23 protein-coding genes and 1 pseudogene are annotated in these 23,163 nt (G+C 47.3%); 21 read left to right on the forward strand and 3 right to left on the reverse strand.

Annotated elements, in window-relative coordinates; genetic code table 11:
• The first annotated feature begins 313 nt into the window (after positions 1-313).
• The 5 genes from BVG16_RS06860 to BVG16_RS06880 all read left to right on the forward strand — a co-directional run bounded on the left by BVG16_RS06860 (position 314) and on the right by BVG16_RS06880 (position 5,567).
• On the forward strand, positions 314-1,627 hold the full coding sequence (locus BVG16_RS06860) for an ABC transporter substrate-binding protein (protein ID WP_408635309.1): 1,314 nt from the start codon (positions 314-316) through the stop codon (positions 1,625-1,627).
• Between the two features lie 153 nt (positions 1,628-1,780).
• Entirely contained in the window at positions 1,781-2,695 is a 915-nt protein-coding gene (locus BVG16_RS06865) for a carbohydrate ABC transporter permease (RefSeq protein ID WP_078497789.1), read from the forward strand.
• Positions 2,696-2,706: 11 nt separating this feature from the next.
• Positions 2,707-3,540 (forward strand): carbohydrate ABC transporter permease, encoded by an 834-nt coding sequence (locus tag BVG16_RS06870; RefSeq protein WP_078497790.1) that lies wholly within the window; start codon positions 2,707-2,709, stop codon positions 3,538-3,540.
• A gap of 16 nt (positions 3,541-3,556) precedes the next feature.
• Positions 3,557-4,555 carry a ComEC/Rec2 family competence protein gene (locus BVG16_RS06875; protein ID WP_078497791.1) on the forward strand — a complete coding sequence of 333 codons (999 nt, stop codon included), beginning with the start codon at positions 3,557-3,559 and terminating at the stop codon, positions 4,553-4,555.
• Positions 4,556-4,577: 22 nt separating this feature from the next.
• Positions 4,578-5,567: a serine hydrolase domain-containing protein gene (locus tag BVG16_RS06880; protein ID WP_078497792.1), complete on the forward strand. Its 990-nt coding sequence runs from the start codon at positions 4,578-4,580 to the stop codon at positions 5,565-5,567.
• 65 nt (positions 5,568-5,632) lie between these two features.
• Here the strand turns inward: BVG16_RS06880 and BVG16_RS06885 are convergent, their stop codons facing one another.
• Entirely contained in the window at positions 5,633-6,505 is an 873-nt protein-coding gene (locus BVG16_RS06885; protein WP_078497793.1) for an AraC family transcriptional regulator, read from the reverse strand.
• Between the two features lie 153 nt (positions 6,506-6,658).
• Between BVG16_RS06885 and BVG16_RS06890 the strand changes: the two genes are divergently transcribed.
• The 11 genes from BVG16_RS06890 to BVG16_RS06935 all read left to right on the forward strand — a co-directional run bounded on the left by BVG16_RS06890 (position 6,659) and on the right by BVG16_RS06935 (position 17,745).
• Complete coding sequence (locus tag BVG16_RS06890) at positions 6,659-7,840, forward strand: galactokinase (protein WP_078497794.1); 1,182 nt, start codon at positions 6,659-6,661, stop codon at positions 7,838-7,840.
• Positions 7,841-7,858: 18 nt separating this feature from the next.
• Complete coding sequence (gene galE / locus BVG16_RS06895; RefSeq protein ID WP_078497795.1) at positions 7,859-8,845, forward strand: UDP-glucose 4-epimerase GalE; 987 nt, start codon at positions 7,859-7,861, stop codon at positions 8,843-8,845.
• A 4-nt stretch (positions 8,846-8,849) separates the two neighbouring features.
• Complete coding sequence (locus tag BVG16_RS06900; RefSeq protein ID WP_078497796.1) at positions 8,850-10,448, forward strand: UDP-glucose--hexose-1-phosphate uridylyltransferase; 1,599 nt, start codon at positions 8,850-8,852, stop codon at positions 10,446-10,448.
• Positions 10,445-11,314, forward strand: coding sequence for a hypothetical protein (locus BVG16_RS06905; protein WP_078497797.1), 870 nt, complete (start codon positions 10,445-10,447; stop codon positions 11,312-11,314). Before BVG16_RS06900 ends, BVG16_RS06905 begins: the two co-directional genes overlap by 4 nt.
• An 87-nt stretch (positions 11,315-11,401) precedes the next feature.
• On the forward strand, positions 11,402-11,869 hold the full coding sequence (locus BVG16_RS06910; protein ID WP_078497798.1) for a MarR family winged helix-turn-helix transcriptional regulator: 468 nt from the start codon (positions 11,402-11,404) through the stop codon (positions 11,867-11,869).
• A 96-nt stretch (positions 11,870-11,965) separates the two neighbouring features.
• A complete protein-coding gene (locus BVG16_RS06915; protein WP_078497799.1) occupies positions 11,966-13,258 on the forward strand; it encodes a homocysteine synthase in 1,293 nt (430 codons plus the stop codon).
• A gap of 98 nt (positions 13,259-13,356) precedes the next feature.
• Positions 13,357-14,520 carry an iron-containing alcohol dehydrogenase gene (locus BVG16_RS06920; RefSeq protein ID WP_078497800.1) on the forward strand — a complete coding sequence of 388 codons (1,164 nt, stop codon included), beginning with the start codon at positions 13,357-13,359 and terminating at the stop codon, positions 14,518-14,520.
• Positions 14,521-14,739: 219 nt separating this feature from the next.
• Positions 14,740-15,258: a protease gene (locus BVG16_RS06925; RefSeq protein ID WP_078497801.1), complete on the forward strand. Its 519-nt coding sequence runs from the start codon at positions 14,740-14,742 to the stop codon at positions 15,256-15,258.
• A 15-nt stretch (positions 15,259-15,273) separates the two neighbouring features.
• Positions 15,274-16,815, forward strand: coding sequence for a flotillin family protein (locus BVG16_RS06930; RefSeq protein ID WP_078497802.1), 1,542 nt, complete (start codon positions 15,274-15,276; stop codon positions 16,813-16,815).
• 175 nt (positions 16,816-16,990) lie between these two features.
• A complete protein-coding gene (locus tag BVG16_RS32730; protein ID WP_158081635.1) occupies positions 16,991-17,149 on the forward strand; it encodes a hypothetical protein in 159 nt (52 codons plus the stop codon).
• Positions 17,125-17,745, forward strand: coding sequence for a nucleotidyltransferase family protein (locus tag BVG16_RS06935; RefSeq protein ID WP_158081636.1), 621 nt, complete (start codon positions 17,125-17,127; stop codon positions 17,743-17,745). Before BVG16_RS32730 ends, BVG16_RS06935 begins: the two co-directional genes overlap by 25 nt.
• Before the next feature lie 101 nt (positions 17,746-17,846).
• On the opposite strand, the gene BVG16_RS06940 is transcribed toward BVG16_RS06935, so the two are convergent.
• Entirely contained in the window at positions 17,847-18,851 is a 1,005-nt protein-coding gene (locus BVG16_RS06940; RefSeq protein ID WP_078497804.1) for a FecCD family ABC transporter permease, read from the reverse strand.
• Positions 18,844-19,854 carry a FecCD family ABC transporter permease gene (locus BVG16_RS06945; RefSeq protein ID WP_078497805.1) on the reverse strand — a complete coding sequence of 337 codons (1,011 nt, stop codon included), beginning with the start codon at positions 19,852-19,854 and terminating at the stop codon, positions 18,844-18,846. The genes BVG16_RS06940 and BVG16_RS06945 overlap by 8 nt, the downstream gene beginning before the upstream one ends.
• A gap of 558 nt (positions 19,855-20,412) precedes the next feature.
• Here BVG16_RS06945 and BVG16_RS06950 point away from each other — a divergent pair.
• From BVG16_RS06950 to BVG16_RS33670, 5 genes and pseudogenes are all read left to right on the forward strand, one after another.
• Positions 20,413-20,856: pseudogene (locus BVG16_RS06950) on the forward strand (response regulator); the annotation flags it as partial.
• Between the two features lie 66 nt (positions 20,857-20,922).
• Positions 20,923-21,084 (forward strand): AraC family transcriptional regulator, encoded by a 162-nt coding sequence (locus BVG16_RS34175; RefSeq protein ID WP_456299476.1) that lies wholly within the window; start codon positions 20,923-20,925, stop codon positions 21,082-21,084.
• On the forward strand, positions 21,081-21,197 hold the full coding sequence (locus BVG16_RS33970) for a helix-turn-helix domain-containing protein (protein ID WP_408635302.1): 117 nt from the start codon (positions 21,081-21,083) through the stop codon (positions 21,195-21,197). Before BVG16_RS34175 ends, BVG16_RS33970 begins: the two co-directional genes overlap by 4 nt.
• A gap of 18 nt (positions 21,198-21,215) precedes the next feature.
• Positions 21,216-22,982 (forward strand): sensor histidine kinase, encoded by a 1,767-nt coding sequence (locus tag BVG16_RS06955; protein ID WP_078497806.1) that lies wholly within the window; start codon positions 21,216-21,218, stop codon positions 22,980-22,982.
• A gap of 26 nt (positions 22,983-23,008) precedes the next feature.
• A complete protein-coding gene (locus BVG16_RS33670) occupies positions 23,009-23,137 on the forward strand; it encodes a hypothetical protein (RefSeq protein ID WP_269845581.1) in 129 nt (42 codons plus the stop codon).
• The last annotated feature ends 26 nt before the right edge of the window (positions 23,138-23,163 follow it).

The raw sequence follows: 23,163 nt of genomic DNA on the forward strand, positions 1-23,163 counted from the left end.
GCTTTTTTTGTGTTTAATTTACCAAACATTTACACTGCGGTAAAGCTGCGTTAACAATCGGCTGTTATAGTGAATTTATGGAATTGAATAGCAAATCCAAATGATTGGATCGGGATACAAGGGCAGAGACTATGAGAAAACCCTGAGGGCCGATACTCCTCTTCATGCTCTATAGCGGAAGTAGGTTTATTGCTCAGGGTTTTTATTGTGGTCTCTTTTTTGTATTTCATTGGATTCCGGTACCGGTGATGAACGTCAAAACGACGTTTTTCATAGATTAAGCCCATTTCTGAGAGGAGATTTACTTGTGAAAATGAAGCAATGGTTGTTGCTCTTGACGCTGATGATGTTGACCTTTACGTCTGTTATCGGTTGTTCATCCGATAGCAATGCGAAGGAGGAAGCCGTTACGGCTCCGCCCGCCCAAGAGGATACGACGCCGATCAAGATCCAGTACTGGCACAGTCATGACGAAGATCAAACGGCGGGACTCGACTACATGATCAAGGAGTTTAATAAGAAATACCCGTATATCACGGTTGAACCCGTGTTCCAAGGCGACTATGACGAGCTGCAGCAAAAGCTGATGGCGGCCGTGGCAGCGAAGCAAGTTCCAGCCGTGACGAACGTGGAGGTCGCGAAAGTACCGAACTTCTCCGAAAGCGGCATGCTGGCAGATTTGTCGCCTTACATCGCTCGCGATAAGGTAGATCTGGGCGATTTTTCCTCAGGTATGCTGAAGGCCTACAACTATCAGGACAAGCAATTTGGCTTGCCGCTGATCGTCAGCACTTCGGTGTTCGTGTACAACAAAACGATGTTTGATAAAGAAGGCGTAACCCCTCCGCAAACTTGGGACGAGATTGAGTCGTTTGCGCAGAAGTTGACCCAAAAAGAAGGCAATAAGACGACACGTTTTGCATTTTCCGTACCGGGCTGGTCTTCGTGGTATTATGACCCGTGGATTCTGAACGGTGGCGGATCGGTTCTGACATCAGACAACATGTCCGCCATCGATCAGCCTGACAGCATGAAGTTTATGAAAAAGTTCAAGGAATGGAAAGACAAAGGCTACATGCATATTGGATACGGCAAAGGTGCGTCCGACACAATGCGGCAAATGTTCTTTGACGGTAAAATCGGGATGGTGGAGCACACGTCCGCGTTGATCAAATGGTACATGGAAAAAGCCAATTTCGAAATTGGGGTATCCTTCCTGCCGGGGGATCAAAAACGTATTTCGCAAATCGGCGGGGCCGGCATCGCGATGATGGATATGGCTTCCGAGAAAGAGAAGGAAGCGGCTTGGAAATTCGTGAAGTTTATGACCGAATCGGAGAACAACATCAAGTGGGCGGAATTTACCGGTTACCTTCCGACACGCAAGTCAGCGATCACATCGGAGGAAGGCAAACAATACTTCACGAAATACCCGCAATATAAAGCGGTGTTCGACAACTTTGACAACGTGATGCCTCGCGATCAGCATCCGGCGTACGACGAAGTCAGCGATTTCTATAAAGAAGCGTTAGGCAAGGTCGTACTTGAGAATGCGGATGTCGAAGCCTCCTTTAAGGAAGCTGCTAAACAGATGAACGACGTTTTGGCGGAATACGCCAGTAAATAATGATGCGTTAACCCGTTAGGCAATTTCATGCCTGCTGCGTTATCCAGTAATTTATTGGCGGTTCGTTGAGAGGAGAGACATCGGTCTCTCCTCTCCTGTACGTCTAAGTCTGTCGCTCAGACCGACTACACTTGATGAAATTGAGGGATGAAGATGAGTGACCAATCCATACCGAGGAAAAGAAGGCTCGGCTTCCGCACGTTGGAAAAGTGGAAGGACTTTTCTTTGGCTTTGCCTGCATTGCTGTTTTTGGCGATATTTACATATTTTCCGCTCGTATCTTCATTTTATATCAGCATGACCAATTGGGATTTGATCAAGCCGATCAAAAAATACCTTGGTTTTAAAAACTACGAGCGGCTGCTAGGAGACGAACAATTTTATCATGTGCTCAAAGTTACGTTTACGTACACGATTCTGGATGTAGTGCTATCGCTGTTGATCGGCTTGGGGCTTGCGCTGCTGTTCAACCATAGGTCTAGAGCATTCGGAGTCATGCGTCTGCTTATCTTTATGCCGTATTACATTTCGATGGTTATTGCATCCATGGTGTTTGTCTGGATTTTGAATCCGGAATACGGCGTGCTGAATAAAGCACTGCATGTATTTGGCATCGAGCCGGTGTATTGGTTGAATGATCCATCCACTGCGTTATGGTCGGTCGTCAGCGTTTCCGTGTGGAAGGGCGTCGGGTTTGCGATGATCATATTCATTGCCGGGTTGCGCAGCATTCCTACGGAATATTATGAGGCCTCAAGCATTGATGGAGCCGACAAGTGGAGGCAGCTTCTCCATATTACAATACCGCTGCTTTCGCCAACAACGCTGTTTCTCGTCATCACGTCGTTTATCTCATCAATGCAGGTATTCCAGTCCGTGAGCGTAATGACGGGCGGCGGTCCATTAGGAACGACGAAGGTGATGGTCATGTGGATTTACGAAATGGCCTTCGTGCAATTCAAGGCGGGCAAGGCTTCAGCGCTTGTCATTATTTTCTTTTTTATCATTATTTTCTTTACGTTCATTCAGTTTTCACTTTCCAAGCGGAAGGTTCATTATGAAGGATAGGTGAGAGACAGATGTCAAGTAAAGGATTGCTCATAACAACAAGATATACGGTGGCGATACTGATAACGCTGCTCATGTTTTTTCCGCTGTACTGGCTGCTGATTACGTCCTTGAAGTCGCCCGATGAGCTGAAGGCTGCCATCCCGACATTTTGGCCGGAGCGAATCGCCTGGGAAAATTATAGTGATGCCTTTCACGCCGCGCCATTCGGGAGATATGCGTTAAATACATTAATTCAAACGGTCGGCATCGTCGTGCTGCAGCTGAATATCAGCTTGCTGGCAGCGTACGCGTTCGCCAAAGGAAACTTCTGGGGCAGGGACAAATGGTTTTTCCTCGTCATCGCGGCATTGATCGTACCGGATCAGGTGACGTTCGTGCCCGTGTACGTGATGATGGCGAAGTTAGGGTGGTTGAATACGTTTCTAGCTTTGATCATTCCGAACGGCGTTTCAGCGTATAGTATTTTCCTGCTTCGCCAAACATTCAAATCGCTCAATAACGATGTGCTGGAGGCAGCCAAGGTGGATGGATCGAACCGATTCCATATCATCTACCGTATCCTCGTGCCGATGGCATTCCCGACGGTCGTTACGGTGATTATTCTGAAATTTATCGGCAGTTGGAACTCGTATTTCTGGCCGTTGATTATGACGAACACGAACGATATGCGGGTACTTACGGTAGGGATTGCGATGTTGAAAAATTCGGTCGGCGGCTCGGAAATGCTGAACTGGCATTTGCTGATGGCAGGCAGTGTCATTGTCATTGCTCCGATCGTGATTCTGTTTGTTTTTGCACAAAAATATATTGTTGCCGCGATGTCTCATTCAACCTTCAAATAATGTCGAGAGGAGCAAAATGATGTTCAGCATCGAAAAATGGCTGCGGCTGGCGAAATATGCCGGCGTCTTGGGTATTACGGCTTTATTGCTGTTGACGGCCTGCACAACAGTCAAGACCGATTCAGAAAATCCGGTGAGTACGGAGCCTGTTGTCCAAATCAAGCAGGAGGCTCTGCGAACGAAGGAAGTATTCGATCATGACAAATACAAGAATCAACTTACGATACGTTACTTTGATTTGAAATCCAAGGAAGATACCGGAGACAGCATTCTCATCGAGACGCCGGACGGAAAAACGATGTTGATCGACGCCGGTATACCGGAGGTTGGTCCGCAAATCGTGCAATATTTGGACGATCTTGGTATTGGGAAGATTGACTATGCCGTAAATACGCACCCGCATGCCGATCATATCGGCGGATTTGCGACCCTGCTGCAATCCAAAGATATCTCAACCATGATTATGGAAAACTTGCCATATGACTCGAACGCTTACCGAAATACGGTTCAAGCGCTGCATCAAAAGAAACTGAAGGTTGAATATTTAGAAGACGGTGATACGTTCCAGCTTGGCAGCGACGTCAAGGTCGAGGTGTTGAATCCGCCCCCAGGCGCTTTGCCTGCAGCGGTTAAAAATTTCAGTTTTGCCGAAGTCAACAATCAAGCTATGGTCTTGAAAATAACTTACAAGGAAAATACGTTCTTGTTCACAGGAGACATCTACAAGGACCGCGAATATAAACTGGTGGATAGTCATGCACAGGCATTGAAGGCAGATATGATGCACGTGCCACACCACGGGAATACGACGTCATCATCGCCGGCATTTGTCAAAGCGGTATCCCCGCAAATCGCCATCATCAGCAGCAATATCCTGCAGTCGTTGGATGTTGTGAAGCGTTACGAGAAAAACGGTGTGAAGGTGTATGTCACGGGGCTGCATGGGAATATATTGATAACGTCCGACGGCAAGGAGCTGAACGTGATCACGGAAAAAGACTGGAGCTCCAAATGATTGTAAGAGGGAGGGGATCATCATGCATTGGCGGCAAAAGATAGCGGACCAGATGCAGCGTTTCGCGGATGAATATCAATTCAGCGGCACCGTCCTCGCGGCAAGAGAGGGGAATGTCCTATACCAGGAAGCATTTGGCTTGGCGAACCGAGAGCATGAGGTTCCCAATCGTGTCGGCTCCAAATACCGGATTGCTTCGCTGACCAAAGCGTTTACGGCGATGGCGGTGCTGCAGCTGGCGGAGAAAGGCTCCATTCGACTGGATGACAAACTGCGAACGTTTTTTCCGGAATACTCTGAATTTGATGAGCGTATCACGCTGCATCATCTATTGACGCATACGTCCGGCATCCGCGATATTGAAGACGTGCCTCATTTTACAGGCCATTTGGAAAAGCTGTCATACGATCAACAAAGCTTTATTGCGCTGTACAAGGATTTGCCAGCCTTCTTCGCCCCAGGGGAGGGGTGGAAATACGGGAATTGCGGTTATACGATGCTTGCCTATATTCTAGAGGCCGTATCCGGCATGTCGTATGAAAACTTCATCCAGCATCACATCCTTCAGCCGCTTGGGATGACCCACACAGGCTGCGATTCGCATACTAAAGTCGTGAAGCATCGATCAGACGGATATAGTGCAGCAGATGGCAGCATCATCCCGGCGATGTATTATGATCTTGGGACAGTCATGGCCTCCGGGGATTTCTACTCCACGGTCGAAGATTTGCTGAAGTGGGATCAAGCCCTGTACACGGATAAGCTGGTTTCCTCCGAATCCATCAGGATGATGTTCACCCCGCATGCATCCGTGAGCGCCAATCACGATTATGGATATGGCTGGAACATCTATCCGAGTTATGTTGAGCATGGCGGTTGGCTTCCTGGGTATTGGTGCAAGTTTAGGCGGTATCCTGAAGAGCGGATCATGCTGGTATTGCTCGCTAACCATGACTTTGTGCAAGAGGGCGACATTTTGGACAAATTAAGCGCCTTCGTACGAGCAGTGTGAATTCACTTAAGAACATTGTTCTTTGCTATAACAAAATCCCCTCTCTGGAATCATGAGCCAACGATTCAGAGAGGGGATTTTCCTTGTGTAATGGAAGTGCGATATTCGGTAGGTGACATGGCATAGAAGCGCCGGAATTGTCTTGAGAAATAAAGCGCGTCTTGAATGCCTACGGAGGCAGAAATTTGTTCCACGTTGAGATCCGTACGTTCTCGAAGCAATTGTCTTCCCTTATCAATGCGCAGCTTGAGCAGGAAGGTCACGGGAGACATCTGCGTGGCTTGCTTGAAAATGCGGGACAAATACGCACGATTATACCCTAGATTCTCAGCCATATCTTCGATGGAAATCGGTTGGGCATATTGCGTGGACAGATAGCGAATCATTTGCTTTACAGCTTTTTGACTCTGTTGATCATGGTCTAATACTTCATTGTTCTGTTGAAGCACCTCGCTATGCTCGGCAAGTATAACGTATAGGAAGCCTGTCGCCTGCAAGTGACTGCTTGGTTTGCGGCTTTGAAATGCCTGTTGTATGGATTGCATGTACGTAAGAATAGTATTGGAATCGTGCATGTGTGCCATGGGAGGCCGGTCGATAAAGCCGACTTCGGTGATGATTTGCGCTGCGGAGACCCCTTCAAAGGCAACCCAACGATAGTGCCAAGGATCATGCGCATCCGATTCGTAACTAATGATCTGCTCGGGACTAATGAGAAAGCTATCTCCGGCTTGAAGCGTATAGGTCTGTTGCTCTACTGTAAAGGTTCCTTTTCCCGAGATAATATGATGAAGCAGATAATAGTCATAGACTTTCGGACCCAGACGATGCTGGGGTTTGGTCTGGCTCTCACCGGAAAATAACACATGCAAATCACTTTGATCCTGTAGAACCGGATTAGAGGCAACAGAGTAACTATATTTTGGAAACGTTGTCAACTGAATGATCACCTCGAACGGAATGAACTAACTTTACAATATCGTATCAGAAAAAGTCACATAAATCCATGTTGAGGGTACATCGTTTTATGTTCATTTCCGATTGCTTTCGGTATACTGAATGTAAATCATAGAAAAGAGAAGGTGGACTCATTGTCGAACACATTACACGAAACGTTACAATCGAGCTTTTTACAATATTACGGTCCGAGCGACCAACCACTCTTTTGGTTCCATGCACCGGGCCGCGTAAATCTAATTGGGGAACACATCGACTATAATGGCGGTTTTGTATTCCCGGCAGCCTTGCAATTCGGTACAACACTTGTTATTCGTCCACGTACAGATCGCAAGATCGTGATGAGATCCACTAATTTTGACGGTGTGGGTGAAATTTCTTTAGATGAGCTTCCGGCTGTGAAATCCGATGCTTGGACGGATTACCCGACAGGTGTGGTGGTGACGCTTCAACAAGCAGGATACCCTGTAACCCATGGATATGAGTTGTTATTCCATGGTGAGATTCCGAATGGATCGGGACTATCTTCCTCTGCATCCATCGAGGTTGTCACGATGTATGCGTTATTGACACTTGAGGGCCATCCAACCGACCGTAAAGAGATTGCAGTCCTCTCTCAGAAAGTAGAAAATCAATTTGTCGGCGTGAACTCCGGAATTATGGACCAATTCGCGGTTGCGAACGGCCGTCAAGATCATGCCATTCTATTAAATTGCGATACGCTGGAAGAGAAGTTGGTTCCATTCCAAGCGGGTCCATATAAATTAGTCATTGGAAATACGAAAAAACGGAGAGGTCTTGTGGACTCCAAATATAACGAGCGTAGACAAGAGTGTGATGAGGCGGTAGCAGTTCTTGCACAGCATGTGCCGGGTCTGAAATTGCTCTGTGAATTATCGACTCCAGCGTTCGAACAATTCGCGCATCATATTACGAATGAAACGGTTCGCAACCGTGCGCGTCACGCGATAGCGGAGAATGATCGTGTCTTGAAATCCGTGGATTATTTGGAGAACAATGACCTTGTGAATTTCGGTCTACTGATGCAAGCATCTCATACATCGCTGCGTGATTTATATGAAGTAAGCTGCTTCGAGCTGGATGTAATGGTAGAAGAGGCATTGAACGTGCCGGGCGTATTGGGTGCGCGTATGACAGGTGCCGGGTTCGGTGGTTGTACGGTTTCGTTAGTTCATGAAGATCAAGTGGAACAGTTCATTCAGCAAGTAGGCAAAGTCTACGAAGAAAAAACAGGCATTCATGCAGACTTCTATGTCTGTGATGTAGGTAACGGCGTAGAACAACTAAATGCATAGAAAAGAGGCGATCCAATCATGGCAATTCTAGTAATAGGCGGCGCAGGATACATTGGTTCTCATACGGTAATGGAACTGCTTACTCGCGGTGAAGACGTAGTTGTAGTGGATAATTTATATCAAGGACATCGTGAAGCAGTACGTGGCGGTAAATTATATGAAGGCGATATTCGAGACAAAGGCTTCATGGAACAAGTATTCCGTGAAAATAACATTGATGCAGTCATTCATTTTGCAGCGAACTCCTTGGTGGGTGAGAGCATGCAGAATCCAGCCAAATACTATGACAACAACGTATATGGTACGTTATGTCTCTTGGAAGCGATGAATGCAGCAGGCGTGAAGAAGATTGTATTCTCTTCGACTGCAGCAACCTACGGCGAACCGGAGAAGGTGCCCATTGAAGAAACGGATCGTACAGAGCCGACGAATGCTTATGGTGAGACGAAATTAACGATGGAGCGGATGATGCGTTGGTTCGATCATGCGCATGAAATGAAGTACGTATCCCTTCGTTATTTCAATGCAGCAGGTGCGCATGAGAGCGGTTTGATCGGTGAAGATCATACGCCGGAATCACACTTGATTCCGCTCGTGTTACAGACGGCATTGAAGCAGCGTGAATTCATCGCCGTGTTCGGTGAAGATTATCCAACACCAGACGGCACCTGTGTTCGTGACTATATTCATGTTACAGATCTTGCCGACGCCCATATCCGCGCGGTGCAATATTTACGCGACGGCAAAGACAGCAATATTTTCAATCTAGGCAGCGGCAATGGCTTCTCGGTTCGTGAAGTCATTGAGACAGCGAAGCAAGTGACTGGACTTGACATCCCTGTTCAAATGCAAGAACGCCGTACGGGCGATCCGGCCGTACTCATTGCTTCTTCAGCCAAAGCAAGAGAAGTATTAGGGTGGAAGCCTGAGCGTGAGAAATTGGACCAAATCATAGCGTCTGCATGGAACTGGCATAGTCAGCATCCGAACGGCTACGAGGAGTAGAACCATGATGACGCAGACGGAATTGCAAGTACAACCAGAGAATGCGTTACTCGCTATTGAACGTCTAGTTCAATTTGCTCGTCATAAGAACATGATTGCTGCTGAAGATGAGAACTATACGCGCAACGGATTACTTGATTTATTTCGCTTGGATGCTCCTTATGTGGGAGACCGTCTTGAAGAAGCCCCTGCGGAAGAACCGCATGCAATTCTTGCGGAGCTCATCCTATATGGATATTCCATCGGTTTAATCCCGGAATTCAATACGACATACGCTGATTTATTGGACGCCAAGATTATGGGACTGTTGATGCCGAGACCATCGGAGGTTGTTCGCCAATTCCGGGAGACGGCCAAAGGACAGGGCATTGCAGCGGCAACCGACGAATTCTACCGTTTATGTATCGATTCGAATTATATTCAAATGGAACGGATCCGGAAGAATAGTTATTGGAAGCACCCGTCGGACTATGGCGATATTGAAATGACGATCAATGTATCCAAGCCGGAGAAAAATCCGAAGGAAATCGCGATGGCGCTGCAAGCGGCGCCGTCCCATTATCCGAAATGCCTGCTGTGCGCGGAGAATGTAGGGTACGCAGGACGATTAAATCATCCGGCTCGTCAGAACTTGCGCGTGATTCCGGTGGAGCTCACGCAAGAACAGTGGCTCTTTCAGTATTCTCCTTATGTGTATTACAACGAACATTGCATTGTCTTCCACAGCGAGCACGTACCGATGAAGCTAACGCATCAGACATTTGCGCGATTGGTAGACTTCGTGGAGCAATTCCCGCATTATTTTGTGGGAACGAATGCGGATCTCCCGATTGTCGGGGGCTCGATTCTAACCCATGATCATTTCCAAGGCGGGCACCATACCTTTCCGATTGAGAAATCGCGGCTTGAGACCGGATTTGCACATGCTGCTTATCCCGAAGTCCGCATCCATCGCGTGAAATGGCCGATGTCGGTTTTGCGGTTAACGAGTAAGAATCGCGATGAGCTGTTACGTGCTGCGAATTCCGTCTATGACGCGTGGAAAGAATATTCGGATCGAGATGCGCAAATCGATGCGTACAGTGAGAAGGATGGACAGAGGGTGCCGCATAATACGGTGACGCCGATTGTTCGATTCAATGCGAAGCAAGCGTATGAAATGGATCTGGTGCTACGCAACAACCGTACCGATGAAGAGCATCCGGAAGGGATTTTCCATCCTCACCGTCATTTACATCATATTAAGAAAGAGAACATTGGTCTGATCGAAGTGATGGGTGTGGCGATCTTACCGGGTCGACTCAAAACTCAATTTGATCTGATTGCCCAGATTTTGAGCGAACCATCGTCATGGAATAAGGAAACTGCTGCAGAACAATATCCTTCTATTGCGGAACACCACGCTTGGGTGGATCAACTCCTGGAGCAATATGGTCAGGCGGCTACAAAGGCAGAGGCGATGCAGCTGTTAGAGCGCGAAGTTGGGGATAAGTTTGTTGAAATTCTATCAAATGCAGGGGTATATAAACGGACGGCAGAGGGATTGGAAGCCTTTAACCGATTCGTTCAAAGTATGGGGTGGAAGGAGATTGATGAAGCATGAGTATGGCTCGCTGGCAACAAATAGACTCGGAACATTGGGGAACATGTTTGGAAATCGTTCATCAGGATATACAACTGCTGGTTACCTTAGATTATGGTCCACGCATTATTCACTGCGGCTTGGTCGGCGGCAAGAATGTATTTTTTGAAGATATGGACGGTAAATATAAGCAAGATAATGGGTTTCGCATTTATGGGGGACATCGCTTCTGGTTAAGCCCGGAGATATATCCTGACACCTATGAGCCTGCACTGGGATCTGTAGCTTGGCAAGCCACGGAGGAGGGACTCTGCTTCACATCCGTTGTGGACGAAGTAACTCATACGCAGAAGGAAATCGTCATTTCCTTCGATGAGGAGCGGATTCATGTCATTCATCGGGTAACGAATGTCGGGGATCAAGCGATTGAACAAGCCCCATGGGCCTTGTCCGTGATGGCAGGAGGCGGCACGGCGCTTGTGCCTCAGCCTGAGATGTATGCTGATTTATTACCGAATCGTCAACTGATTCTATGGCCTTATACGGATATGGCAGATTCCCGTGTTCATTGGGGCAATGAGATCATTACCGTCGCACAACGCGCAGGTACGGAGCCATTCAAATTTGGGATGAATCAAACGAAGAAATGGGCGGCTTATTATAACGATGGCGTTCTCTTCCAGAAATCCTTCGATTATCGAGAGGATGCCGTGTATCCGGATTATGGTTGTTCTTTTGAGTTATATACCAATGAAGATTTCCTGGAATTGGAATCGCTGGGACCGTTAGTTATGATTGAACCAGGCGAGACGATCGCGCATGAGGAATCGTGGATCATTCGTCGCTCGGACAGCATCGTAGATAGTATGAAGCAATTACCTTTCTGAGCCTAGCTCGGAAAGGTTTTTCTTTATTTGATCCCGAAACTATCATATAATAGGAAAATTGTCATTATCGTTTGTAGGGGGATCATTGTGGAGTCGTCCAATCATAAGCAAGATTCAAATGAAGAGGAACAACATCATCGAGAGCAGCAATTACATCAATTACATGACATGATGGAGGTTATTCTGCACCGGAATTCGCCAGACCGCAATTATCTGCGGGAAGTGGAGCACTTGGGCGCGGGTTCCATGTATGTATTAAATACGTTATATCAGAAAGGCGTGTGCCGCGCTTCCGATATTGCGCACAGTCTAGAGGTGACATCTGGGGCTGTAACGGGTCTGACCGATAAACTACTCTATATGGGTTTGATTCATCGGGAGCGGTCTGAAGAGGATCGTCGTGTTGTATTGCTATCGCTTAGCGAGCAAGGCAGAGCGACCTATTTGCGTTTGCGTAATAATCTCGGAGAACGTATGAAGACGGCATTTTCGAAGATTGAAACGTCTGAATTGGAGTATATTAATCAGGTCTTATCCAAAATTATGTGCGAATAAAATATATTTCACGGAAACTCTTTCCATCCCTGCGGAAATATGAGAAGATACAGTTATTACCTATTAATCCTATCGATGCAGGGAGGAATTGTTCACATGTCTCAAGAGCATTCATTTTCATTGGAAACCTTAGCGGTACATGCCGGTCAAGAAATTGATCCGACGACATTATCTCGTGCGGTACCACTTTATCAGACGAGTTCTTACGCTTTTCGTGATACGGATCATGCAGCTAACTTATTTGCGTTGAAAGAGTTCGGCAATATTTATACCCGGTTAATGAACCCAACAACCGACGTATTCGAGAAAAGAGTAGCTGCGCTTGAAGGCGGCCCTGCAGCATTAGCAACCGCATCTGGCCAAGCAGCGATTACATTCTCCATTCTAAATATTGCGGGTGCTGGCGATGAAATCGTATCGGCGTCCACGCTGTATGGCGGAACGTATAATCTTTTTTCTAACACGTTCGCTAAGTTAGGAATCAAAGTGCATTTTGTCGATGCGAGCAACCCGGAGAGCTTCCGCGCTGCGATTACGGATAAGACCAAAGCATTGTATGCTGAGACCATCGGTAACCCGAAAGGGGATATCCTTGACATCGAAGCTGTGGCAGCCATTGCCCATGAGAACGGCATCCCATTAATCGTGGATAACACATTCCCAAGCCCCTATTTGCTTCGTCCGATTGAGCATGGAGCAGATATCGTCGTGCACTCCGCGACTAAATTTATTGGCGGGCATGGTACGTCGATCGGCGGCGTGATCGTGGACAGCGGAAAATTCGACTGGAAAGCAAACGGGAAATTCCCAGGCTTAACGGAACCGGATCCAAGCTATCATGGTGTCGTGTACACCGATGCAGTTGGGCCGATTGCATATATTATCAAAGCACGTGTTCAATTACTTCGTGACATGGGAGCAACGTTGTCGCCATTTAATGCATTCTTGCTCCTCCAAGGATTAGAGACATTGCATTTACGGATGGAGCGTCATAGCTCGAACGCATTGCAAGTCGCGCAGTTCCTAGAGCAGCAGGATGCTGTCGAGTGGGTGAACTACCCGGGACTGCCAAGCCATCCTTCGTATGAGCTGGCTAAGAAATATTTGCCGAACGGCCAAGGTGCTATCATGACTTTCGGTATTAAAGGCGGCGTGGATGCGGGACGCAAGTTAATCAATAGCGTGAAGTTGTTCTCGCATTTAGCGAATGTAGGCGATTCGAAATCATTGATTATTCATCCGGCAAGTACAACGCATCAACAGCTAAGTGAAGACGAGCAAATTTCCGCAGGCGTTCAACCGGGAATGATTCGGATTTCCATCGGTACGGAATCGATTAAAGATATTCTGCATGATTTGGAGCAAGCAATCGCTGCAAGTCAGGCGTAATGGTTAGGGGGAGCCTTCAGGCTCCCTTTTTCGTAAAGATGAAGTTAAATCGCTGCGAGTGGTATACTAAAGGTATCTCAATGCTGAGGAGGAACAGAATGAATAACTTTAATTTTCACAACCCAACGAGATTGATCTTCGGTAAAGGTCAAATCGATCAACTAAAGCAAGAAATTCCGAAATACGGCTCTCGCGTCCTATTGCTCTACGGAGGCGGAAGCGTGAAGCGCAGCGGACTGTTTGACCATGTGATCCAGAACCTAGAATCGATCGATGCTTTTGTCATCGAGATGGGCGGAGTGGAGCCGAATCCGCGGTTGTCTACGGTACATAAAGGGGTAGAAATTTGCAAGAAAGAGCAAATCGATCTCATTCTTGCTGTCGGCGGGGGCAGTGTTCTTGACTGTGCCAAAGCGATCGCAGCAGGCGCGAAATATGATGGTGATGCATGGGATTTCTTCACGCGCAAAGCTGTAGCGCAAGACGCCCTTCCTTTGGGGACGGTACTGACGATTGCAGCAACAGGTTCCGAGATGAATGGCAATTCGGTTGTAACGAATTGGGACACGAAGGAGAAGCTTGGATGGGGCAGTGCATTGGTTTATCCGAAATTCTCCATTCTTGATCCGGTTTACACGATGACCTTGCCGAAGAATCAGACGATCTACGGCATGGTGGACATGATGGCCCATGTGTTCGAACATTACTTCCATCACGAAGCGAATACGCCATTGCAGGACGGATTCTGTGAAGCGCTGCTCCGCACAGTCATTGAGACGGCTCCCAAGCTGCTTGAGGATCTCGAGAGTTATGAGCACCGCTCAACCATCCTTTATTGTGGCACGATGGCGTTGAATGGGGTCTTGAACATGGGATACAACGGGGACTGGGCATCACATAACATTGAGCATGCCGTATCCGCTGTATACGATATCCCGCATGGCGGCGGATTGGCGATCCTATTCCCGAACTGGATGAAACATGTGTTGGATGGCAATGAAGGCCGCTTTAAGCAGATGGCGGTGAATGTATTTGGGGTTCAACCGGAAGGCAAGACAGACCGTGAAGTAGCGATCGAAGGCATTGATGCACTTCGGGCGTTCTGGAACTCCATTGAGGCGCCTAGTCGGTTAGCAGATTATGATATTGACGATTCCCAATTAGACACGATGGCGGATAAAGCTGTCATGTTCGGTGAATTCGGGAACTTCAAGCGCCTGAATCATAAAGATGTGCTTGCGATTTACCGCGCTTCGTTGTAAGCGATAATCTGGCAAGGAACGAACCTATTGGGGTTCGCATTGATGGCTGTTCGAGCACAGCTATATCAGGCATGATGAGGGGGGGCGAATGCCCCTCTTTTTCTTTTCTTTGGAGGTACATCTTGCAGGAAATGAATAGGTTTTCATTATTTCGAAACAAATTTCCTTTTTTTGCGTATTACATGATATGTCAAATCTTCAAGATGGAGGAGGGGTGAAATGGTTGCATTTTACTGGGGCTGTCTGGCAGGGGGCGCGTTATTTGCATTAGTTAGTGTCGTGTTGGGGGACATTCTTAGCAGTGCTTTTGATGGTCTGCTTGACTTCTTATCCGTTGATTTCTTACAGCCTATGGTCATTGCGACAGCGATAACCACGTTAGGCGGTGCGGGAATCCTGCTGACGAAGTACTCCCCGTTGACAACGGTGGTGGCTTTGCTCGCGGCAATCTTGATTGCGCTCGGATTTGCGGTGGCTGTATTCTTTGGATATGTGAAGCCGATGCAGAACAGTGAGAATTCGACGGGGTTCTCGATGAACGACCTGCAAGGTAAAATTGCGGAAGTCACGGTAACCATCCCATCGAATGGATTTGGTGAAGTGTTGGTGCGTATCGGTGCTGGTCATACGAATCAGATTGCAGCAAGCTTTGATGCGCAAGGTATAGCGGACGGCAGCCAAGTGGTGGTCGTGGATGTCCGCGAAGGTATTGTTTATGTATCCCCATTAACCATCTAAGATAGGAGTGATTGTATGTCAGAATTTCCAGATTATCTCGTAATTCCTGGTATCGTGATTGCAGTGATTATTGTTCTTGGCTTAGCCTTCTGGGCGCGTTACAAAACGGTAGGACCGGATAAAGCCATGCTCGTGACAGGTACCTTCCTCGGGGGCGGCTCGAATATCTCTGTGGATGAGTCCGATCGTAAAATTAAAATTGTGCGCGGCGGCGGCGCGTTCATCTGGCCGATCTTTCAGCAGTCGCAGTACATATCCTTACTCTCGCATAAATTGGATGTTTCCACACCGGAAGTTTACACAGAACAAGGAGTTCCTGTCATTGCTGACGGCGTTGCCATTATCAAGGTGGGCAGTTCGGTGGAAGACGTGGCTACAGCAGCAGAACAATTCATTGGCAAGCCTATTGAAGCGTTAAAAGGTGAGGCGCAAGAAGTGTTAGAAGGTCATCTGCGTGCCATTCTGGGCTCCATGACGGTCGAAGAGGTCTATCGGAACCGCGATAAATTTGCGCAAGAGGTTCAAGGCGTTGCGGCGCGTGATTTGAAGAAAATGGGGCTGCAGATCGTTTCCTTTACAATCAAGGATGTTCGTGATAAGCAAGGTTATCTGGATGCGCTCGGTAAGCCTCGTATCGCTGCAGTGAAGCGGGATGCTGAAATCGCGGAAGCTGAAGCCGTGAGAGATGCGCGGATTCAGAAAGCAAAAGCCGAAGAGGAAGGGCAGAAGGCGGAGTTGATTCGGGATACGAATATCGCAGAGGCAGGCAAAGCGAAGGAATTGAAGATTGCCTCTTTTAAAAAGGAACAGGATACAGCGAAAGCGGAAGCCGACCAAGCGTACCAAATTCAAGAGGCAAAAGCGAAGCAATTGATGGTTGAAGAGCAAATGAAAGTAGAGCTCGTACGTAAAGACCGGGAAATTGACTTGCAGGAGAAAGAAATTCTCGTTCGTCAGAAGCAGTATGATGCTGAAGTGAAGAAAAAAGCAGATGCGGATAAATATGCGGTCGAACAAGCGGCTGAAGCGGACAAATCACGGAAGATGCGTGAAGCGGAAGCGATGCAATATTCGATCGAAGCGCAAGCGAAAGCGAATGCAGAGCAGAAGCGGCTTGAAGGTCTCGCGATTGCGGATGCGGAGCGTGCGAAAGGTACGGCGGATGCAGATGTTATCCGGCTGCGCGGTTTAGCGGAAGCGGAAGCGAAGGAGAAGCTGGCTGAAGCCTTCCAGAAATTCGGTGAGGCGGCCGTACTCGATATTATTGTGAAGATGCTTCCGGAATTGGCTGGTAAGATTGCGGAACCAATCTCGTCCATCGACAAGTTAACCGTCGTGGATACGGGAAATGGGGACGGAGCCGCACGTGTAAGTAATTATGTGACACAGCTTATGGCTACCGCGCCAGAAATGTTGAAGAGCGTATCAGGAATCGATGTGGAGCAGCTTATCAAAGGGATGACCCAAAAAGTAGGCAAGTTGCCTGTAACTGCAACTGCTCCTGCTCCGACAGATGTTACAGAAGTTCAGGTAGCGGCTGGATTAACGAAGGAATAATTTAAAATTTTTATAAGATGAAATGAATAGATGGTAAGGGTTGAGCAGGAGTAATTGACTGTTCAGCCTTTTTTTATACTCTTTTTCTCAATAATCGATCATATGTATTGACCATGGCGGATCAATCCTAGCGCCAATTGCTATCACGAATCGGATAAGGAGGTTAGCGGTATGGATGCCTATGATGCTGCTGTTTAAGCATGATCATCTCGGTACGATACGTCCAACATTTTTGGAGACTGGTTGCCATGGCAGCGGAGATGATTGCGGTAAGAAGACGTGGGAACAAAGCAAAGGAGGGGGATGTGCTTGCGTATCGCGGGGATTTATTTAGCGGCAGGTCAGAGTCGAAGGATGGGGCAGCCGAAGCTCTCTCTGGAGCTTGCACCTGGTAAATGCCTTGGAGGGATGGGATTATCCTCCCTGCTTCAGAGTGGGGCATGTTCGTCGATTACGGCCGTTGTTCGTGAAGAAGACTCATTAAGTTGGCTGGGATCTGCGCTTGAGCACGCTGATGTTCGTATTGCTCCATGTCCGGAAGCAGAAGTGGGAATGTCGTTCTCCATTCGTACAGGATTGAAGGATGCCTTGTTATCTTCGCCGGATGCAGTGATGATTACGCTCGCGGATCAGCCATATGTATCTGTTGGATTATTGAGGGGACTTGCGGTCGTCTACGCCGGGAAAAGTTCGCAGGTAGACTATGTTGCATGTTCATATGGCAGCAATATGGCGCCTCCTGCTATTTTTGGACGTTCGATGTTCGAGGCTCTAGCGGATTTGGAAGGGGATGCAGGGGCGCGCAGGCTGCTTACGGATCCTACCTATCAGGGGGTATGCGTGGAAGTCCATGATGAACTCCAGGCCTTGGATGTGGATACGCCGCAAGATTGGCAGCACGTAGCTGAAGTGTATCAGCGGTTATACTGAACCAAGATTGGATTTAACGAAATAACGAAGAGGAGTCTACCGCGCGAAAATAGCGTAGCAGGCTCCTCTTTTTAATCGTGTCATAATCATTCCATCATTAGCTACACTTTCTTCTTCCGATACAGGATATACAAGAAGAAGGGTCCGCCGATCGCCGCGGTGAAGATCCCCGCTGGAATATCCAAGGGGTCGAAAATCGTTCTAGCCGCAAAATCAGCGAGAACGAGCAACAGAGCTCCGAATAATGCAGATACGGGTAAGAGTCTGCCGTATATCGGACCTACCAGTCTACGGGCAAGATGCGGCGCCATTAATCCAATAAAGCCAATGCCTCCGGCTACGCCAACAGCAGCCCCTGAGAGGATGACACTGATCGCAATGAGAATCAAGCGGTCCTTCTGAATGCGGCTGCCCAAACCGATGGCCGTAGCATCTCCAAGCTGCTGCACATTAATGTTCTTCGCATAGAACAGAGCGAGTGGAATGAAGATGACTACCCAAGGAAGAAAGGCAAGCACATGAGTCCACGAGGTACCATAGATACTCCCCGTTATCCAACCAAGGGCTTGGGAAGCGAGATAGATCGGACCTGTAAGCAGCAGAAAGGAAGTTAACGCGCTCATCGCACTCGCAATCGCGATACCAATCAGGATGAGACGAAGCGGCGTTACCCCGTTTTTCCAAGCGAGCACATAGTTCAAACCCGCAGCAATAAATGCCCCGAACATGGCGACGAAGGGCAGCCATTGAATACTGAACTGACCCGCAGTTAAGGTGATGAAGCCAACGGCTGCGACGGAAGCGCCGCCTGTAACACCGATCAAATCGGGTGAAGCGAGTGGATTGCGAACCACCCCTTGCAGGATCGCACCGGCGATCGCGAGCGAAGCCCCAACAAGGATCGCGATAACGATACGCGGCAGACGCAGGTTCTGAACGACAACCTCATAGGCGGGATCTGGGTTTATATGTAACACGGCACGCATGACTTGCATCGGCGGAATTTTCATACTCCCAAGAGACAAACTCAATAATGTTGAACATAAGAGGACGAGAGAAAGTACGACAATCGTAACGAAGGTGCGTTTGCTCTGATAGTTATTCATATTTTCTCCTTCTCGCAATGAAGATAAAGAATGGAACACCGATTAGCGCCGTTGCGACACCGACAGGTACTTCTTTGGGCATAAGGACAAAACGAGATACAATATCCGCTAGAATTAATAGAATACCGCCATAAACAGCACAGTACGGTAGGATCCACTTATAGTTGTTCCCCACAACATATCGGACTGTATGCGGAATAATAATGCAGACAAAAGAGATCGGACCGGCAATCGCAACAGCGCTGCCTGCTAGAATGACGATAAGGATGGCGATAACCGCTTTGATCCATCCAATACGCTGCCCTAACCCGGTTGCAACTTCATCCCCCATGGCTAGGATATTGACAGAACCCCCGATGAACATCGAAACGATCCATCCAATCGCAGCATAAGGAAGAATCATGAGGAAATGATCTATGCTTCGTCCTTGTACGGATCCAACTAACCAATACAGTAACTGTTCTAACGATTTGCCGTCGACGAGCATAATCCCTGAAGTCACCGATGAGGCAAAAGCGGCTACAGCGGCACCCGAGATCGTTATTTTTAATGGATTCATCCCATCTCCGCCTGCGGAACCCATGATATAGACAATCGCAGAGGTGACGGCAGCGCCGAGAAAGGCAATCCAGATTAATTGTACGAATGAGACTTGTGCGCCGAATAACGAGATGGCTATCGCAATAAATAAGACTGCCCCTGCATTAATACCAAATAGCGATGGAGAGGCCAACGGGTTCTTCGTCAAAGCTTGCATAAGTGCGCCAGAAATCGCTAGACTTCCACCCACAATGGCTCCGATGAGAGCACGCGGCACCCGTGTATCACGAATAATGAGCTGTTCATTAGTGCCTTGAAAATGTTGATAGGCATCCGTGAGCATGGCAAGCGAAAATTGATTCAGACCGAACAATACGCTTGCTAGCATGCTAAGTGCTAGGAGTAGAATACCGACGATGAGTACGATGGTTTTCTTAAGCGGTGTATTTAATAAACTCAGCATTTTCAGGAACCCTTCCTATATATGAGGTCGTTTAAGCTCTTTTAATAATATGAGAACAATTCTCAACTGTCAATGAAATCCCATGCTTATGGGGAAGCGGAAGCGTCATATATAGATGTCATTTCTCAAGGTGTAAGATGCTTTTTGTGATATTTTGAGATGATAACTTCGCTTTTTTTCGTTGTTATTCGACAACCGAATCCAGAGCCAAAGCGTTGTTCGCAAAAACGGACGAGGAAGTTATCTCGATCTTGGATAAAGCAGAGCAAGATGCGCAAACTGCAGGCTATGATAAGCTTCTGAAATTCAAAACCGATTAATGGCAAGAAAACAAGAAACAAATGGCAGGGAACTAGTTATTTTCGTAACTTGAGCAGGATAGAGAAGGGGGTACTAAACCATTCGTTTAGGCCTCTTCTCTTTTTTCATAAGGTAGAGCTGTAAGAATTAGGATATGAGCGGTTTACAGACAGGAACAGGGAGGCAAGGTATACTTAAAATGTACCCTCTTACCAGAAATCAACGAGAGCGGAAGTTTCCACTGGGGAGGTTGATATCATGTTAAAAGCATTGCTAGCGGATGATGAAATGCTAGATTTGGAAGGAATGAAACAGTTCATTCCGTGGTCTGAGCTAGGAATTGAAGTCGTAGATGCCATGAATAACGGTTTTTCGGCATGTGATGTGATGGAACAAGAACAGATCGATATCCTCGTTACGGATGTACATATGCCGAATATGACTGGATTGGAGCTCGCAAAACGGGCAATGGAAGTCAATAAAGATATACGTATTATCTTTGTAAGCGGTTACCAAGATTTCAATTACGTCAAGCAAGCTTTATCGTTGAACGCATGCAGCTATGTGCTGAAGCCGATGGATGATGAAGAACTGGTGGAGTCTCTCCGTAAGGTAACGGTGGAATTGTATGACGAGAAACAACGCCGTGAGGCCGAGCAGGACTATTTGCATATGATTCCGATGGCCAAGAACGAACTGCTGCACAGCAAGGCCAATTCCAAAAATTCCAAGCTCATTCGCGAAATCATCAAGGTGATGAAGGAACGGATGCATGAGAATTTGACGTTAAAGGATATTGCTTACCAGTTCTCCTTCTCGCCCAACTATTTGGGACGGTTGTTCAAAGAGGACGTGGGCAAGACGTTCAGCGAAGTGCTGGTTCAGCTCCGGATGGATGCGGCGCGGGCGATGCTGGATGACCCACGATGAAAATTTACGAGGTCGCGGATAAGGTCGGGTATCGATATTTACCTTATTTCAGTAAGCAATTCAAGGAAACGTTCGGTATGACCCCCGTAGAGTGTCGCAAAAGCAAACAGTAGTGGAGGGAACAGCTAGACATGTCGACACCAGCATTCAAAAAGAAGGGGTATTTACCTGTAGGCTACAAATTATTGTTTAGCTATGTGATCCTCATTATTATTCCTGTGATCATCATTGGATGGGTCTCGCATTCGATTTACGTCGATTCAATTCGCAAACAAACGACCGTTAATATTAAGGGCACCTTACAGCAGATTCGAGATAATATCGAGTATAAAACGAGTGATATTACGCGATTGTCGAACATGTTGTATTTTGATTATTCGCTTGCGATTCAGCTGCGTAGCTTCGAAGAAGGATGGGAAAGCTATGAGAAGACGACCAAATACGTGCTTCCTAAGCTTGAAAATGCATTAAATTCTACCGGGATGAAGATGCTGTTGTCCGTATTTTTCCAGAATGAATCCTTACCAGAGATCTATCGGGGAACCTTCGATATGGAAAATGCGGACCTCGTCGGCCAGAACATGAATATGTATCACTTGAAACGGATTGAACATAAGCCATGGTACAAAGACTTCCCCCGTGAGCACTATGGATCCACGATGGAGTGGAAGCAGGTGGAACAAGATGCCCATTATGGGCGAATCTCGCTCCTTCGTCGCTTGGTTGATACCACGGACCCGATCCAATTGCGGGAGATTGGTTTTATGCGGATTACTATACAGCTTCAAGATTTATTCCAGAGCGTTGATTATCATAAGTTTGGCGCAGGCAGCTTGCTGGTCGTGAAAGACGATAAGGATCGAGTCATCTACCAATCCGGAGCTGTGTCTCCGATGGAGATGGATGCGCAGCATATCGCTGATAATTACTTGACGATTCAAGAAACCATTGAAGGGGAGCCTTGGCAGATAACGGCTTTCGTTCCGACGACGATTATCGAGCAGGATTCGATGCGGGTGCGTACCTTTACCATTTTAGTCTGTTTATTTTGTTTGGTTGTGTTCACGTTCGCTGGCATGTTCGTGTCGCGTTATTTTTCGGTGCGCGTGAACAAGGTGGTCTCGGTATTGAATGCTTTTCGTGAAGGCGATTTTCATAAGCGGATGTCCTATCAGGGTAAAGATGAGTTCTCTCAGATCTCTACGGCGATTAATGAAATGGGAGATAACATTGAGTCGCTGATCAAAGAGGTGTACTTAACCCACATTCAGAAAAAAGAAGCGGAACTCGAGACGCTCCAATCACAGATTAATCCGCATTTCCTGTATAATACGTTGTCCTCGATTAACCGCTTAGCGAAGTTCGGTGAGATTGATAAGCTGCAGCAGATGGTGCTGGGACTAGCCAAGTTTTATCGATTAACATTGAATGAGGGACGAACGATGATTCCGGTATCTACGGAAATCGAACAAGCGAAGGCTTATCTCGAGATTCAACGGATTAAACACGGGGATACGATGGATGTCATGTATGATATTGATCCTCATGTGTGGGGATATGAGACCGTGAAGCTTGTTTTGCAGCCTTTCATCGAAAATGTATTGGAGCATGCACGCTTTGGCGATCAGATCCATATTCGTATCGTTGCCCGCAAGGAAGGGGAAGATATCCTGTTCCAGGTGATTGATGATGGGGTAGGCATGACGCAAGAGCGCATTCATCATATTTTCCATCCAGAGGAGCATGTCAATGCTGGCTTCGGGATTCGAAATGTGGACGAGCGCATCAAGCTTCATTTTGGCGGAATGTATGGGGTCACGATCCATAGCCGCCGTGGGATGGGGACTTCTGTACGGATTCGGATTCCTGCCAAAAGGTTTAATTTCCGGGGAAATTGACATCCTATGTTGAGGAGGTGATTTCCTTGCCTATCAACAAATCGGAAAAGATCCATAATCAGCAGAACAAATCACGATTAAAAGAAGAGGCTGTGACGCCAAATCCAGAGAAGCAGTCGCATCGTCCGGCAAGCTTGAACAACATTCCTAAGTAAGAATCGTAGGACGAAAAGCCATCTTA

Origin of the sequence: Paenibacillus selenitireducens (genome assembly GCF_002021565.1) — a bacterium.
GTDB lineage: Bacteria > Bacillota > Bacilli > Paenibacillales > Paenibacillaceae > Paenibacillus_K > Paenibacillus_K selenitireducens.

Coding starts and splice junctions, on each gene's coding strand:
- BVG16_RS06900 (WP_078497796.1), top strand. CDS start 8,850: ATGATGACGCAGACGGAATTGCAAGTACAACCAGAGAATGCGTTACTC.
- BVG16_RS06870 (WP_078497790.1), top strand. CDS start 2,707: ATGTCAAGTAAAGGATTGCTCATAACAACAAGATATACGGTGGCGATA.
- BVG16_RS06905 (WP_078497797.1), top strand. CDS start 10,445: ATGAGTATGGCTCGCTGGCAACAAATAGACTCGGAACATTGGGGAACA.
- BVG16_RS06925 (WP_078497801.1), top strand. CDS start 14,740: ATGGTTGCATTTTACTGGGGCTGTCTGGCAGGGGGCGCGTTATTTGCA.
- BVG16_RS06930 (WP_078497802.1), top strand. CDS start 15,274: ATGTCAGAATTTCCAGATTATCTCGTAATTCCTGGTATCGTGATTGCA.
- BVG16_RS06875 (WP_078497791.1), top strand. CDS start 3,557: ATGATGTTCAGCATCGAAAAATGGCTGCGGCTGGCGAAATATGCCGGC.
- BVG16_RS06955 (WP_078497806.1), top strand. CDS start 21,216: ATGTCGACACCAGCATTCAAAAAGAAGGGGTATTTACCTGTAGGCTAC.
- BVG16_RS06880 (WP_078497792.1), top strand. CDS start 4,578: ATGCATTGGCGGCAAAAGATAGCGGACCAGATGCAGCGTTTCGCGGAT.
- BVG16_RS06945 (WP_078497805.1), bottom strand. CDS start 19,854: ATGCTGAGTTTATTAAATACACCGCTTAAGAAAACCATCGTACTCATC.
- BVG16_RS06920 (WP_078497800.1), top strand. CDS start 13,357: ATGAATAACTTTAATTTTCACAACCCAACGAGATTGATCTTCGGTAAA.
- BVG16_RS06915 (WP_078497799.1), top strand. CDS start 11,966: ATGTCTCAAGAGCATTCATTTTCATTGGAAACCTTAGCGGTACATGCC.
- BVG16_RS33970 (WP_408635302.1), top strand. CDS start 21,081: ATGAAAATTTACGAGGTCGCGGATAAGGTCGGGTATCGATATTTACCT.
- BVG16_RS32730 (WP_158081635.1), top strand. CDS start 16,991: ATGCCTATGATGCTGCTGTTTAAGCATGATCATCTCGGTACGATACGT.
- BVG16_RS34175 (WP_456299476.1), top strand. CDS start 20,923: ATGCATGAGAATTTGACGTTAAAGGATATTGCTTACCAGTTCTCCTTC.
- BVG16_RS06940 (WP_078497804.1), bottom strand. CDS start 18,851: ATGAATAACTATCAGAGCAAACGCACCTTCGTTACGATTGTCGTACTT.
- BVG16_RS06865 (WP_078497789.1), top strand. CDS start 1,781: ATGAGTGACCAATCCATACCGAGGAAAAGAAGGCTCGGCTTCCGCACG.
- galE (WP_078497795.1), top strand. CDS start 7,859: ATGGCAATTCTAGTAATAGGCGGCGCAGGATACATTGGTTCTCATACG.
- BVG16_RS06860 (WP_408635309.1), top strand. CDS start 314: ATGAAGCAATGGTTGTTGCTCTTGACGCTGATGATGTTGACCTTTACG.